Source organism: Symbiobacterium thermophilum IAM 14863 (assembly GCF_000009905.1).
GTDB lineage: Bacteria > Bacillota > Sulfobacillia > Symbiobacteriales > Symbiobacteriaceae > Symbiobacterium > Symbiobacterium thermophilum.
In genome coordinates, this window is sequence record NC_006177.1 from 2846901 (window position 1) to 2859973 (window position 13073).

Here is a 13073-nt window from a genome sequence, read left to right on the forward strand (position 1 = left end):
CCATGGTGCGCTATGCCGCGCGCCGGCTCCTGCTGATGCTGCCCGTGCTGTTCGGGGTAACCCTGCTGGTCTTCCTCCTCTTCTACCTCACCCCCGGCGACCCTGTCCGGGCCATCCTGGGGCAGGAGGCGCAGGGGCTCTCGGTGGAGGACATCGAACGGCTGCGGCACCAGCTGGGGCTTGACCGCCCCTGGTATGAACAGTACCTGAGCTTCCTCGGCAAGGCGGTGCAGGGCGACCTGGGCCGCACTTTCCGGGGCGACCGGCCGGTGGCCGGCGAGATCGCGGCCCGCTTCCCCACCACGCTGCGGCTCACGGTGATCTCCCTCACCGTGGCCGCGCTGGTGGGGGTTCCTCTGGGCGTCGTCGGGGCGGTCCGGCGGAACCGATGGGCAGACCACCTGGTGATGCTGATCGCGCTCCTCGGGGTCAGCATGCCCACCTTCTGGGTGGGCATCATGCTGATGCAGCTCTTCGCCCTGAAGCTGCGGATCCTGCCGCCCTCGGGCACCGGCACCTGGCGGCACATGGTGCTGCCGGCGGCCACGGTGGCCCTCGCCTCCATCGCCTTCATCGCCCGCATGACCCGCTCCTCGCTGATCGACGCCCTGCGGGAGGACTACGTCCGCACCGCCCGGGCCAAGGGCGTGGCGGAGCGGCGGGTGGTGTTCCGGCACGCCCTGCGCAACGCCTTCATCCCGGTTCTCACCACCCTGGGCCTGGAGTTCGGCAGCCTGCTGGGCGGAGCCGTGGTGGTGGAATCGGTCTTCAGCCTGCCGGGGATCGGCCGGCTGACGGTGGACGCCATCAAGGGCCGGGACCTGCCGCTGATCCAGGGGACCATCCTGTTTGTGGCGGTGGTCTTCAGCCTGGTCAACCTGATCGTCGATCTGGGCTACGCGGGGCTGGACCCGCGGATACGCTATGACTAGTTGGCGGCGCTTCGCGCGCAACCGGTTGGCCGTGGCCGGGCTGGTGGTGTTCCTCCTGCTCGTGCTCTCGGCCCTGTTGGCTCCGCACCTGGCCCCCTACGACCCGAACCTGCAGGACTGGAAGATCCGGCTGCAGCCGCCCTCGGCCGAGCACCCCTTCGGCACCGACGAGTTCGGCCGCGACCTGCTCTCCCGCGCGCTCTACGGCGGCCGGGTGAGCCTGGTGGCCGGGGTCGTGCCGGTGCTGATCGGCGCCAGCGTCGGCACCCTGATCGGCCTGGTGGCCGGGTATATGGGCGGCTGGTGGGACCAGGTGCTCATGCGGCTCCTGGACGTGCTGCTCGCCTTCCCGATGATCTTCCTGGCCCTGGCCATCGTGGGCACGCTGGGCCCCGGCCTGCTCAACGCCATGCTGGCCGTCGCCGTGGTCTCGCTGCCGGGATACGCCCGGCTGGTGCGCGGGCAGGTGCTCGCCCTCCGGGAGCGGGACTTCGTGGTGGCCGCGCAGGCGATGGGCGCCACCCACAGGCGCGTCCTCCTGCGCCACCTGCTGCCCAACATCCTGAGCCCGCTGCTGGTGCAGGCGACGCTCTCGGTGGGCTCGGCGATCCTCACCACCGCCTCCCTCTCCTTCCTGGGGCTCGGCACCCAGCCGCCCACCTCCGACTGGGGCGAGATGCTGGCCTCCGGCCGGCAGTACCTGCCGGAAGCCTGGTGGCTGGCGGTCTTCCCCGGGCTGTTCGTGATGCTGGCCGTGCTCTCGGTGAACCTGGTGGGCGACGGGCTGCGGGACTACTTTGATCCGAAGGCGAAGAATGAACGGTAGTGAACGGGGCACCCCGGCTCCTGCGGGGTGCCCCGTATGTATCATCAGGTTTCTCCATGTACGTTGGTCTGCAACCCGGTACCCAGGCCGGGCGTCATACCAGGTGTGCGACGCCGGGGCGAGGGGTGGCAGGCCGCACGGCCCGCCCCGGTGGGGGGATGCTCGGCGTGTCAGGCATGGGTGTCCGCGCAGAACCTGCGCCCGACCCCCACGACCCCCTGCAGATTCTGCGCGTCACGACCTGTCGTTCGCGCAAAACCTGAACCCAACCGCCCTGGTCAGCTTCAGATTCTGCGCGCACGGACCTCGTCTCCGCGCAAAACCTGCGCCCGACCCCCACGACCCCCTGCAGATTTTGCGCGTCACGACCTGCCGTTCGCGCAAAACCTGAACCCAACCGCCCTGGTCAGCTTCAGATTCTGCGCGCACGGACCTCGTCTCCGCGCAAAACCTGCGCCCGACCCCCACGACCCCCTGCAGATTTTGCGCGTCACGACCTGTCGTTCGCGCAAAACCTGAACCCAACCACCCTGGTCAGCTTCAGATTCTGCGCGCACGGACCTCGTCTCCGCGCAAAACCTGAACCCGACATCCGGTGCCGTCTTCGGATACCGCCAGCGCAGCCTCGCTGTTGGCGACGAAGCGCCCGGCACCGTACACGACCCGCACCAGCCCCTCCGCCTCCTCCTGCACCTGGAGGCTCCACTGCCGCCCGTCGCCGGAGGTCAGGACCACGGCCCGCCGGGGGCCGGAGTTCGTCCCGCCCACGGCCACGAACCGGCCGCCGCCGTAGGCGAGATCGCTGATGTACACCGGCTGGTCCGGATGGAACACTTCGGTCCATTCCACGCCGTCAGCCGACGTCCGGATCGTGCCCTCGTCCGCGTCGGCCGCGACGAACATCCCCTGGTCAAAGGTGAGGGCGAGGAACAGGAGCGTGTTGACGGTCGTCCAGTTGGTCAGGTCAGCGGACGACCAGGTCCAGGCCGCATTGCCAAAGCTCAGGACATAGCGCCCGTTCCCGTAGGCGACCTGGTCGAACGCCGCCAACCCGACACGCTGATACCGGGAGACGCCGTCGGCCGACGTAAGGATGACCTCACAGGTTCTGCTCGTGATGCACCCGGTGGCCACGAACTCCTTCCCGGTACACGAGAGGTCAATATGCCAGTAGCGCGCGTCCAACGGGACGGGGGTCCACGTCAAGCCGTCCGTGGAGGCAGACAGACCTCCGTCCGCACAGGCGACGAACCTGCCCGCACCGTAGGCGAGACTCATCTGCTGCTCCCCTCGAAGGGGGTCGGCACCGTCTGCCACGCCAGCGGCGCCGCCTCCGTCCCGGCGGCGGTCAGCAGCAGAACCAGGGTGAGAACGGGGACGACGACTCTGTGGAGCCGGCCCACAGGCTGCCACTCCCTTCAACCCTTCATCATCCCTATGGACGAAGGTGTCGAAGGGGCAGTTTGCGAAGGGCTCAGCAGCACACGAGCAGGCCGGGAGGCCCCTGCCGTCGGGCACACGATCACCGGGGTGGCCTCCGGCCGGACCTCAGGACGAAAGGATGAGAGACGAATGGAGAAGACGTTTGCAGGCAAGGTCGTGGCCGTGACCGGCGCCGCCCGGGGCATCGGGCGGGCCATCGCCCTGGCGTTCGCCCGGCGGGGCGCCAGGGTGCTGGGGGCGGACATCGATCCGCTGCCGGTCGAGGGGGTCGAGATGCACCGCTGCGACGTCGCCCAAGAAGAGGACGTGCGGCGGTTCCTGGAGCACGTGGGCCCGGCGCTGCACGTGCTGGTGAACAACGCCGGCATCTCCCAGTTCGGCGACCTGGAGTCCACCCCGGTGGCCCTCTTCGACCGGGTCATCGCGGTCAACCTGCGGGGAACCTACCTCATGTCCCGGTTCGCTGCGCCGCTGCTGCGGGCCGCGGGCCAGGCGGCGATCATCAACATCGCCTCCACCCGGGCGCTGCAGTCCGAGCCCAACACCGAGGCGTACTCCGCCAGCAAGGGCGGCATCCTCGCCCTGACCCACGCCCTGGCCATGACGCTGGGCCCCGCGGTGCGGGTGAACGCCATCCTGCCGGGGTGGATTGACGTCACCGGCGAGGAACTCCGGCCGGAGGACCACGCCCAGCACCCGGTGGGCCGGGTCGGGCGGCCGGAGGACATCGCCGCGGCGGCGCTCTTCCTGGCGGACCCGGACCAGTCCGGGTTCATCACCGGCCAGCAGCTGGTGGTGGACGGCGGCATGACGCGCAAGATGATCTACGTGGAGTAGTGCGCGGCGGAACCGGTGGACCTCGCCGGCAGGGGGACGCCGAGGAGAGGAGGTCGGCCCCGGCCGCGGAAAGGGGAACAAATATTCCCCGATACGAGCAGGAGTTCGATTGTGGCCTGGCGAATATATCCAGCCCATCCAGAGGATGACCTGGGATCATCCGGGGCAGCCGGCTGCCGGATCCCCGGGCGGACAGAGCCCTCCCGGCCAGCCGCTGCCCGCCACCATCGGAGAGAGGAGTGTTTCCGATGACCCGACACCGGTGCAGCTGGGCCAGCACCCCGCTCCTCATCGCCTACCACGACGACGAATGGGGCGTGCCCGCCCGCGACGACCGGACCCTGTTCGAGTACCTGGTGCTGGAGTCCGCGCAGGCCGGCCTCAGCTGGGTGACCATCCTGCAGCGGCGGGAGGGGTACCGCCGGGCCTTCGCCGACTTCGATCCGGAACGGGTGGCGCGCTTCGGCCCGGAGGAGATCGCGGCCCTTCTCGCGGACGGGTCCATCATCCGCAACCGGCGCAAGATCGAGGCAGCGGTCCAGAACGCCCGGGCCTTCCTCGCCGTCCGGGAGCAGTTCGGCAGCTTCGCCGCGTACATCTGGGGCTTCGTCGATGGGGAACCTCGGATCAACCACTGGCGGACGCCCGCGGAGGTACCCGCCACCAGCCCGGAGTCCGTGGCGATGAGCCGCGACCTCCGGCGCCGGGGGTTCACCTTCGTGGGTCCCACCATCTGCTACGCCTACATGCAGGCCGTCGGCATGGTGAACGACCACCTGGTGGACTGTTTCCGGCACGCAGAGCTGCGCGCGGCTGCCCTCGGCACGCCCCCCGGCCGGTAGGGAGGGGCCCCGCACGAAAACATGCCCCCCTGGATGGCCGCTTCCAGGGGGACGTTTCACCTAGGATTTCGCCGTAGGGATGAGGGTTCCCTTGGGACCGATGGCCAGCTTCAGCTCCTTCAGCCGCCGGTTCAGGATGCCGCCGAGCCGCCCGGACTCCGCCGCGGTCAGCTCGGCCCATCCGGACCGGGCGATCTTCTCGGCCAGCCCCAGTTCCTGGGCGATCTCCAGCTTCAGCCGGTCCAGCGGGGTCAGTTCCTTCGGCTTCTTCTGCCGCCCCTTGGCGGTCGGGGATTTCGTCTTCTTCTGCATATGGCTCCCTCCCGCCCCTATCTTGGCCGCAGATGCGATTTCATAAACGAACGGGAAGGAATCGCGCCCGGTGAACCCGAATATGCACAAGTGCATATACTGCATTGCATAGACTCTTCCCAACATTGGGGGCAGACAGACGCGATGACCATCCATGTACTCGGTTTCCCCACCACGCTGGGGCTGCCGCGCCACGCCGTACGGCACGCCCCGGAGGCCCTGCGGGCTACGGGGCTGCTGGACTTCCTGGGGCAGCTCGACAGCCGGGTGATCGACCACGGCGACATGGCGGTGCCGCCCGGGCTGCGGTCGGATCCCGTGCCCGTGCGCATCGCCAAGGTGGTGGAGGCCGCCCGCCGGCAGCAGCAGCACTGGCAGCGTGTCGCTCGTCCCGGCGACCTGCTGTTCACCATCGGGGGCGACCATTCCACGTCGCTGGGCACCATCATGGCGCTCGCGGCCCTGGGGTACGATTTCGACGTCGTGTGGGTCGACGCCCACGGCGACTTCAACACCGTTGAGACGTCGCCGTCCGGCAATCCCCACGGGATGGTCCTCGCCCTCGCGACCGGACTCCTTCCCGATGCGATGGACGGGGTCATCCGCCCGGACCGGCTCCGGCTCTGGGGCATCCGGGACCTGGACCCCGGCGAACGGCGACTCCTCTCCGAGGCGCGGGTCGAGGTGGTCTCCCCGGCCGAGGTGCGCGCCCGGCGTGCGGAACTGCTCGCCGGCCTGAGGCCCAACGTCTTCGTCTCGTTTGACATCGACTCCGTGGACCCGGCCGAGGCCCCCGGCACCATGACGCCCGTTCCCGGCGGCTTTACCCGGGACGAGGCGGTGTCGCTGGTGGCCGACATCGTCCGCGGACGGAACCTCCTCGCGCTGGACGTGGTGGAGTTCCACCCCGACCGGGACGAGGGTGACGCGACCGGCCGACTGGCCCACGCGGTGATCCGGGCAGCCCTGGAGGCGTGGCGCGGTCAGTCGCCCATCCGCTCCGGCAGTCCCTGCGCCTCCAGGTCGGACGCCGACAGCAGGCCTTCGGCCTGCGCCAGCCCCACCAGGCGGTTGTACTCCCCCTGAATCCGGGAGAGGTCCCGGTCGTAGTTCAGGGACTGCGGCTGAACGTCGAGGGGCAGCCGCTCCGGCAGGTGCTCCGCCCGCTCCAAAGTCTCGTGCGCCTGATGGTACAACTCCCGGAGCCGCTCCAGGATCTCGTTTCGCCTCATCCGAATCGCCTCCTTGATCCGGAGGCTAGTCTACCCCGTCGTACGCAACGGGCTGCAGCCGCCGCAAAGGCGACTGCAGCCCGTCACTCTTCCCGTGCATGCACTAAGGGTAGCACATGTAGCCGTCCTCCGGCGCACCGTCGCTGCAGGGCGACGCGACGCCTTCCAGCCACTGGGGGAAGCCCCGGTCGTCGGTGCGGGCCACCCGGGTCTCCCAGCGTCGGATCCCGTCCTTGCCGATCGTCACCGTCAGGACCCAGCTGGTGCGGGACGGCTCGTCCAGGTCCGGGCCCACGTCCACGAAGTCGTCGAAGACGAAGTTGCCGAGGCTGTAGGCGATCAGCCGATCCTTGTAGATCTCCACCGGCTGCGTCACGTGGGGGTGGTTGCCCACCACCAGGTCCGCGCCGTTGTCGATGGCCACCCGGGCGATCTCGGCCTGGTCCTCGGCGTGCCAGAACATGTAGTCGTAGCCCCAGTGCGGGTAGACCACCACGATGTCCGCCTCGGCCCGCGCCGCCCGCACGTCCGCGGCGAGCCGGTCCAGTTCGATCCAGGCCAGCCCGGGCGTGTCCGGCCCCGCCGCGTAGCTGCGCAGCTCGACGTTGTTGTAGCCGAGGAGGGCGATTCGGAGCCCGTTCCGCTCCAGGATCAGCGGCCGGTGGGCCTCCTCGTCGTTCATGCCGCCGCCGAAGTAGGGCACCCCGCCCTCGGTGAGCAGCCGCAGCTGCTCGGCGAAGGCCTCCTTGCCGTAATCGCCGGAGTGGTTGTTGGCCACCGAGACGGCGTCGAAGTACCGCGCCAGCACCGGGACCACCCGGGGATGGCACCGGAAGTTGAACCACTTGGGGACCGGCTCGCCGACCGTGGACACGACGCACTCCAGGTTTCCGACGGTGAGGTCCGCGCCGGTCAGGGCGTCCGCCACGCCGGCGAACGGGTCCTCCCCCCGGGCCAGGTAATCACCCGGCAGGCGGTCCAGCATGATGTCGCCGACGAAGGTGATGGTTACGGTGCCGTCCCCCCCGCCGGTTCCCGCGCCGCTGCCGGGGCTGCTGCCCGACGCATCGTCGGGACCGCCTGCAGAGCCGCTCCCGGGGTGATCGCCGGCGCCGTTCCCGGCCCCCTGCCCGCCATCCTGCGCGCCGCCGTTCTGCAGCCCCGGGTCCGTGCCGCCGTTCTGCGGTCCCGCGCCCGGACCGCCCGCAGGCGGTGCCCCGGGACCGGGCTCGGCGTCCGACGGGCCGGCCGACAGCGCAGTGCAGCCCACCAGCGCGACGATCAGCAGGGGGATGAGCAGAAAGCGCTTCACTGCCATAACTCCTTATTTCAAATATATGAATAGCGTATATGCGATACAACGCGCTCTGGCCTGATTCGGCGAAGCGGCCCCCGCTTCCTGCCGCCAAGCCTTACCACGGTCGGACGGGCAGCGCAGCCGGGGGATGCGGCGGACTCGCCGCGCCCCTGCCCAGAGACCGGCCCGCCGCATTTGGGCGCTGGACGGCATGGCGCCGATGTGCTACGATAGTTGACCGATGGTACGTAACATCGTTGCACTTTAGTACTGACTGAAAGGGGAGCGACCCGTGGCGTGGATGACCATCCTGGGCCTTGACTGGAAGGGCGGCCGGTTCGCCCATCCCCTGGACATCGTGGACGTGCCGCAGAAGCCGGGCGTGTTCAAGCTGCATGCCCGCCGGAAGAGCGGCGAGTGGGAGGTCTTCTACGTGGGCCAGGCCCAGAACCTGTACAGCGTGCTGCTGGCCTACCTGGGCACCATCGTGGAGGGCGATCCGCAGGCCGCGGGCATCAACGCATGTGCGAAGGCCCGGATCGAGACCGATGAGGTGGCCTACTCCTATGCCGTGGTGACCGACGAGACGGAGCGGCAGGGCTGCCTCCGCAGCCTGTACGAGTTCTACCGGCCTGTCTGCAACTCGCCGGAGCAGATTCCGGCCGTGGACAGCGTCGCCTGCAACCCGTTCTGAACAACAAAGGACCGCCGGCACGGCAACGCCGGCGGTCCTCTTGTATGCCTTCCGGATCCCCCGCTAGATCCCCTCCTGGTAGATGCGGGCGATGATGCCCTCGATCTCCGGCTCCTCCACGGTGAGGTCCCGGATGGCGCAGCGGGCCGAGACCCGGGCGATCAGCTCGCTCGCGGAGAGCTCGTCCCGGTTGAACCGGAGCCAGATGCGGTGGCCGTCCCGCCGCACCAGCTCGGCCCCCTCCACCGCGACGTCCACCACCGGGCCGTTGGGCTCCAGGTCCACGACCAGGGTCCGGTGCTTGCCGAACCGCTCCTTGATCTGCGCCACGGGCCCGTCGTAGATGACCCGGCCGTGGTCGATCAGGATCATCCGCTCGCAGATCTTTTCGATGTCCTGCATGTCGTGGGTGGTCAGGATGACCGTCACGCCCCGCTCCCGGTTGATGGTCCGGATGAAGTCCCGGATCCGCTCCTTGGCCACCACGTCCAGGCCGATGGTCGGCTCGTCCAGGTAGACGATCTCCGGGTCGTGCAGCAGCGCCGCGGCCAGGTCGGCCCGCATGCGCTGCCCCAGCGATAGCTGGCGGACGGGGGTGTTCAGGAACTCGTCCAGGCCGAGCAGATCCCGGAACAGGTCCATGTTCTGCCGGTACCGCTCCCGGGGCACCTTATAGATGTGCCGGAGCAGCTCGAAGGACTCGACGGTGGGCAGGTCCCACCACAGCTGCGTCCGCTGGCCGAACACCGCCCCGATCTGCCGGGCGTTCTCCACCCGGCGCAGGTAGGGCACGACCCCCCTCACCCGCACCTCGCCGGCGGTCGGCACCAGGATGCCGGTCAGCATCTTGATCGTCGTCGACTTGCCCGCGCCGTTGGGCCCGATGTAGCCCACCAGTTCGCCCCGCTCGATGGTGAAGGAGACGTCGTCGACCGCCACGCGGGTGTCAAACTCCCGGGAGAAGAGCGTGCGCAGGGCCGCGAAGGGGCCCTCCTTGCGCCGGGCCACCTTGAACTCCTTGCGCAGCCCCCTGACCTCGATCACTGCGCCCACGCCAGATGCCCCCTCTCTGCCGCCATCACTGCCGGGATTTTCACGGATCCGAATCGGGCGGGGTTCCCACGGCCCGCAGGTATTCGCCGTACCAGCGCAGCAGCCGGCGCCGCTCCCGCCAGTCGGGGCACGCCCGCTCCACCAGGGCCCAGAACCGGGGGCTGTGGTTCAGCTCCCCCAGGTGGGCGATCTCGTGGACGAGGACGTACTCCAGGAGCTCGTGGGGCCCGCCCCGCAGCCGGTGGCTGATCTGGATGTTGCGGGTGCGGCCGCTGCAGGATCCCCAGCGGGACTCCTGCCGACGGAACCGGACCCGGCCCATGGGGAAGCCGTAGTAGCGGTCGTTGATCTCCCGGGCCCAGCGGGCCAGCGCGGCGTCATCCGTGACCGGGGACGGGGTGAGCCGGCTCAGCGGCCCCGCGCCGGTCAGCTGCAGCTGCCGTGCCCGCTCCAGCCGGGGCGTCAGCCTCCGGGTGAGCTCCTCGATGTGGCGGACCTGCTCCGCCCGGCTGAGCCGGCTGGAGATGTACAGCACGATCTCGCCGTCCCGGATGGTGCCCGACGAGTGCTTCTTGTCCTTGAAGACGATCCGCACGGAGACCCTCTCCCTTCCCCCTCCGCGCCGTTTCCCAGGCCCCGCTGCGCACGCGGACGCGGCAGTCAAGGTCGCCCCGCCTCGCAGCAAGGCCCCCTTCCCCGCCCGTCCACGGTTCGGGCCCGGCCGGCTGCGCCGCCCGCCTCCTCCACGACCCCCACCCGGGGACACAGGTCCGCCAGCGGGCACTGGCCGCAGCGCGGGTTCCGCTTCAGGCAGAGCCGGTTGCCCAGGGTGTCGATCAGCGCGTGGTACTCGCCCCGCAGCTGAGCGTCGGCCGGGGTCCAGCCGTGGAAGAACGCCTGCATCGCCTCGTACCGGGCATCCGGCGCGAAGACCCCCAGGCGGGCGAAGATCCGGCGGGTATAGGCGTCCATGGCCATCACGGGACGGCCCGCGGCGTAGCAGAGGATGCAGTCCGCGGTTTCGGGGCCGATCCCGGGCAAGGCCAGGAGCTCGGCCCTCAGCTCGTCCGCGGGCCGGCGCAGCATCGCCGGGAGGTCGCCGCCGTAGCGGTTCATCACGTGCGCGGCAAACCCCTTCAACCGCTGCGCCTTCTGCCGGAAGTAGGCCGCGGGCCGGATCAGCGGCTCCACCGCCTCAGCCGGGGCCGCGTCCATCGCGGCCACGTCCAGCAGCCCCGCTTCCGCCAGGGCCCGCACCGCCTTGGCTGCGTTGCTCCAGGCCACGTTCTGCACCAGGATGGCCCCGGCGATCATCTCGAAGGGCTGAGCCTTGGCCGGCGGGGGCTCCAGGGCGGACGGCCACCAGTGGCGCGGGCCGAACGCCTCCAGCAGCCGCCGGTACACCTCCGCCACCCACCGCGCCCAGCCCTCCGGGGGCTCAGGCCGAACCACCGCCTACTCCTCCGCAATGGTCACTTTCCGGATGACGGGCGGATTCACGGGAGTGGAGGGCACCGGGTCGAAGCTGTTCCCCTGCCGCACCTCCACCGACTCCAGCTGGGTCAGCACGTCATCCCCCTCGATCAGCTGGCCGAAGATCACGTAGACCGGCTGCTGGTCGAGGCCCCCGCAGGAGAGGCCCGTGCAGATGAAGAACTGGCTGCCCGCGGAGTTGGGCGCCGTCGTGCGGGCCATGGCCAGGGTGCCCCGCTGGTACGGCCGGGTCACCGGGTACTCGTCCGGGATGGTGTAGCCGGGCCCGCCGGTGCCGGTGCCCGTCGGATCGCCGCCCTGGATCATGAAATCCTTGATGATCCGATGGAAGGTCACCCCGTCGTAGAAGCCCTCCCGCGCCAGGAACACGAAGTTGTTGACCGTCTGGGGCACCTCGTCGGCGAAGAGCTCGAACGTCATCGTGCCCAGGCTGGTCTCCATGGTCGCGGTGTAGCGCTTGGCGGGGTCGATGATCATCTCCGGCGGCTTGTCCCACTGCTTGTGGCCCGCCTGGTCCGCACCGCCCTGACCGGCGCCGCCCTGCTGACCTGCCGGCGACCGGTTGTTGTACACATCCTGCGGGCTGCGGCCGCCGCACCCGGCCAGCACCAGGAGCAACGCCAGCGCGCCGGCGGCCGCCTTCCAGCCTCGACTCTGCATCCGCCATTCCCTCCAGTGTGTCGATTGGATCCGAACGGAATCCGGTGCGCTCCCGAACAGAATAACCTGTCCCCCTCGGGCAGGGCAAGCCGGTCCGGGACGCCGAATAGGTAGACCGGTGATCGAACATGCTCTGCGGCCGCTTCGCCCCCACCCCGTCGGGGGCTCTCCATCTCGGCAACGCCCGCACCGCCCTGCTGGCCTGGCTCCACGCGCGCCGGGCCGGCGGCCGGTTCATCCTGCGGATCGAGGACATCGACAGGGCCCGCTCCAGGCCCCACCTGGCCGAGCAGGCCATCGCCGACCTGCGCTGGCTGGGGCTGGACTGGGACGAGGGGCCCGACGTCGGTGGCCCCCACGGGCCCTACTGCCAGTCCGAGCGGGAGGAGCTCTACCGGGATGCCCTGGCCCGGCTGCAGGCGGAAGGACGCCTGTACCCGTGCTACTGCAGCCGGGCGCAGCTGATGGCCATCGCCTCGGCGCCCCACGGCCTCACCTCCGAGGGGCCGGCCTATCCCGGCACCTGCCGGAGGCTGACCCCCGAGGAACGCCGCGCCCGGGAGGCGGACGGCAAGACGCCCTCCCTCCGCTTCGCCCTGCCGGACGAGGAGATCGCCTTCACCGACCTGATCGCCGGGCCGCAGCGGTTTCCGCCCGGCGCCGGCGGCGACTTCGTGGTGCTCCGGGCGGACGGGGTGATCGGCTACCAGCTGGCGGTGGTGGTGGACGACGCCCTGATGGGCGTGACCCACGTGCTGCGGGGCGGCGACCTGCTGGACTCCACCCCGCGGCAGATCCTGCTGTACCGGGCCCTGGGCCGGCCGGTGCCCGCGTTCGGCCACCTGCCGCTGCTCCTGGGACCCGACGGGGCGCGCCTGGCCAAGCGCCACGGCGCGGTGACGCTGGCCGGCATCCGGGCCGCCGGCACGTCCCCGGAGACGGTGGTGGGCCACCTGGCCTACCTCAGCGGCCTCGTCGACCAGCCGGAGCCCGTCCGGCCGGAGGAGCTGATCCCCGTCTTCGACCTCGCCCGCATCCCCCGGGAGCCGGTGCGAATCCCGGCGGAGACCATCGCGGCGCTCAGCGGCGGGACCGCCTGAGCGAGGGCCCGCAACGGTGTCTACGCCGGCCGCCAGCCGGGCAGGAAGACCCAGCGGAACTCCTTGGCCCGGGTGCGCTTGGTCATCTTGGACATGCAGTTCTCGCAGGCGGTGGCCGCCGTCCGGTAGCCGGGCAACCGCTCCTTGGACTGGATGATGAGAACCGGTTGGCCGCACCACGAGCACGCGTTCTCTTCGTACGTGTACTGCTCGAAATCGGGCTCCACGCCGTACTTGCGGATCTCCGCCGCGTCCATCGTCAGATGACACCTCCGCCGTCTTGCCCCGTACTCGGGGCGTGTGTTCTTCAGCCACGCTGCGCCGCCGGGCGCAGCGCGGCTCTTTCTCCTG

At 70.1% G+C, this 13073-nt stretch carries 17 protein-coding genes; 7 read left to right on the plus strand and 10 right to left on the minus strand.

Translation table 11 applies throughout. From position 1 onward, the window contains the following. Positions 1 to 2: 2 nt before the first annotated feature. Both nikB and nikC read left to right on the plus strand, forming a co-directional pair. A complete protein-coding gene (nikB, locus tag STH_RS13195) occupies positions 3 to 932 on the plus strand; it encodes a nickel ABC transporter permease (RefSeq protein ID WP_043714143.1) in 930 nt (309 codons plus the stop codon). Beyond that, on the plus strand, positions 925 to 1758 hold the full coding sequence (gene nikC, locus STH_RS13200) for a nickel transporter permease (protein ID WP_011196776.1): 834 nt from the start codon (positions 925 to 927) through the stop codon (positions 1756 to 1758). Before nikB ends, nikC begins: the two co-directional genes overlap by 8 nt. A gap of 540 nt (positions 1759 to 2298) precedes the next feature. On the opposite strand, the gene STH_RS13205 is transcribed toward nikC, so the two are convergent. Beyond that, positions 2299 to 3036 carry a hypothetical protein gene (locus tag STH_RS13205; RefSeq protein WP_011196777.1) on the minus strand — a complete coding sequence of 246 codons (738 nt, stop codon included), beginning with the start codon at positions 3034 to 3036 and terminating at the stop codon, positions 2299 to 2301. Continuing rightward, complete coding sequence (locus STH_RS19790) at positions 3033 to 3161, minus strand: hypothetical protein (RefSeq protein WP_273377920.1); 129 nt, start codon at positions 3159 to 3161, stop codon at positions 3033 to 3035. The genes STH_RS13205 and STH_RS19790 overlap by 4 nt, the downstream gene beginning before the upstream one ends. Before the next feature lie 169 nt (positions 3162 to 3330). Between STH_RS19790 and STH_RS13210 the strand changes: the two genes are divergently transcribed. Then, positions 3331 to 4038 (plus strand): SDR family NAD(P)-dependent oxidoreductase, encoded by a 708-nt coding sequence (locus STH_RS13210; RefSeq protein WP_043714144.1) that lies wholly within the window; start codon positions 3331 to 3333, stop codon positions 4036 to 4038. Positions 4039 to 4286: 248 nt separating this feature from the next. Then, the gene (locus STH_RS13215) at positions 4287 to 4880 is read left to right on the plus strand and encodes a DNA-3-methyladenine glycosylase I (RefSeq protein WP_011196780.1); all 594 of its coding nucleotides are present in this window, start codon (positions 4287 to 4289) and stop codon (positions 4878 to 4880) included. A 60-nt stretch (positions 4881 to 4940) separates the two neighbouring features. On the opposite strand, the gene STH_RS13220 is transcribed toward STH_RS13215, so the two are convergent. Continuing rightward, complete coding sequence (locus tag STH_RS13220; protein ID WP_050742291.1) at positions 4941 to 5192, minus strand: small, acid-soluble spore protein, alpha/beta type; 252 nt, start codon at positions 5190 to 5192, stop codon at positions 4941 to 4943. 144 nt (positions 5193 to 5336) lie between these two features. Between STH_RS13220 and STH_RS13225 the strand changes: the two genes are divergently transcribed. Beyond that, complete coding sequence (locus tag STH_RS13225; protein ID WP_011196782.1) at positions 5337 to 6278, plus strand: arginase family protein; 942 nt, start codon at positions 5337 to 5339, stop codon at positions 6276 to 6278. On the opposite strand, the gene STH_RS18530 is transcribed toward STH_RS13225, so the two are convergent. Continuing rightward, positions 6176 to 6424, minus strand: a complete 249-nt coding sequence (locus tag STH_RS18530; protein ID WP_011196783.1) for a hypothetical protein — start codon at positions 6422 to 6424, stop codon at positions 6176 to 6178. The genes STH_RS13225 and STH_RS18530 overlap by 103 nt on opposite strands. A 103-nt stretch (positions 6425 to 6527) precedes the next feature. Then, on the minus strand, positions 6528 to 7736 hold the full coding sequence (locus STH_RS13230; RefSeq protein WP_050742292.1) for a CapA family protein: 1209 nt from the start codon (positions 7734 to 7736) through the stop codon (positions 6528 to 6530). Between the two features lie 277 nt (positions 7737 to 8013). On the opposite strand from STH_RS13230, the gene STH_RS13235 reads away from it, so the two are divergent. Beyond that, entirely contained in the window at positions 8014 to 8415 is a 402-nt protein-coding gene (locus tag STH_RS13235; RefSeq protein WP_011196785.1) for a hypothetical protein, read from the plus strand. Positions 8416 to 8478: 63 nt separating this feature from the next. Here the strand turns inward: STH_RS13235 and STH_RS13240 are convergent, their stop codons facing one another. The 4 genes from STH_RS13240 to STH_RS13255 form a co-directional block, all read right to left on the minus strand. Further along, on the minus strand, positions 8479 to 9468 hold the full coding sequence (locus STH_RS13240; RefSeq protein ID WP_011196786.1) for an ABC transporter ATP-binding protein: 990 nt from the start codon (positions 9466 to 9468) through the stop codon (positions 8479 to 8481). A 40-nt stretch (positions 9469 to 9508) separates the two neighbouring features. Then, the gene (locus STH_RS17495; protein WP_011196787.1) at positions 9509 to 10063 is read right to left on the minus strand and encodes a M48 metallopeptidase family protein; all 555 of its coding nucleotides are present in this window, start codon (positions 10061 to 10063) and stop codon (positions 9509 to 9511) included. A 65-nt stretch (positions 10064 to 10128) separates the two neighbouring features. Beyond that, positions 10129 to 10920, minus strand: coding sequence for an endonuclease III domain-containing protein (locus STH_RS13250; protein ID WP_011196788.1), 792 nt, complete (start codon positions 10918 to 10920; stop codon positions 10129 to 10131). 3 nt (positions 10921 to 10923) lie between these two features. Continuing rightward, complete coding sequence (locus STH_RS13255) at positions 10924 to 11622, minus strand: peptidylprolyl isomerase (protein WP_070105465.1); 699 nt, start codon at positions 11620 to 11622, stop codon at positions 10924 to 10926. A 128-nt stretch (positions 11623 to 11750) separates the two neighbouring features. On the opposite strand from STH_RS13255, the gene gluQRS reads away from it, so the two are divergent. Then, on the plus strand, positions 11751 to 12722 hold the full coding sequence (gluQRS, locus tag STH_RS13260; RefSeq protein ID WP_011196790.1) for a tRNA glutamyl-Q(34) synthetase GluQRS: 972 nt from the start codon (positions 11751 to 11753) through the stop codon (positions 12720 to 12722). Between the two features lie 20 nt (positions 12723 to 12742). On the opposite strand, the gene STH_RS13265 is transcribed toward gluQRS, so the two are convergent. After that, on the minus strand, positions 12743 to 12979 hold the full coding sequence (locus STH_RS13265) for a hypothetical protein (protein WP_011196791.1): 237 nt from the start codon (positions 12977 to 12979) through the stop codon (positions 12743 to 12745). Positions 12980 to 13073: the final 94 nt, after the last annotated feature.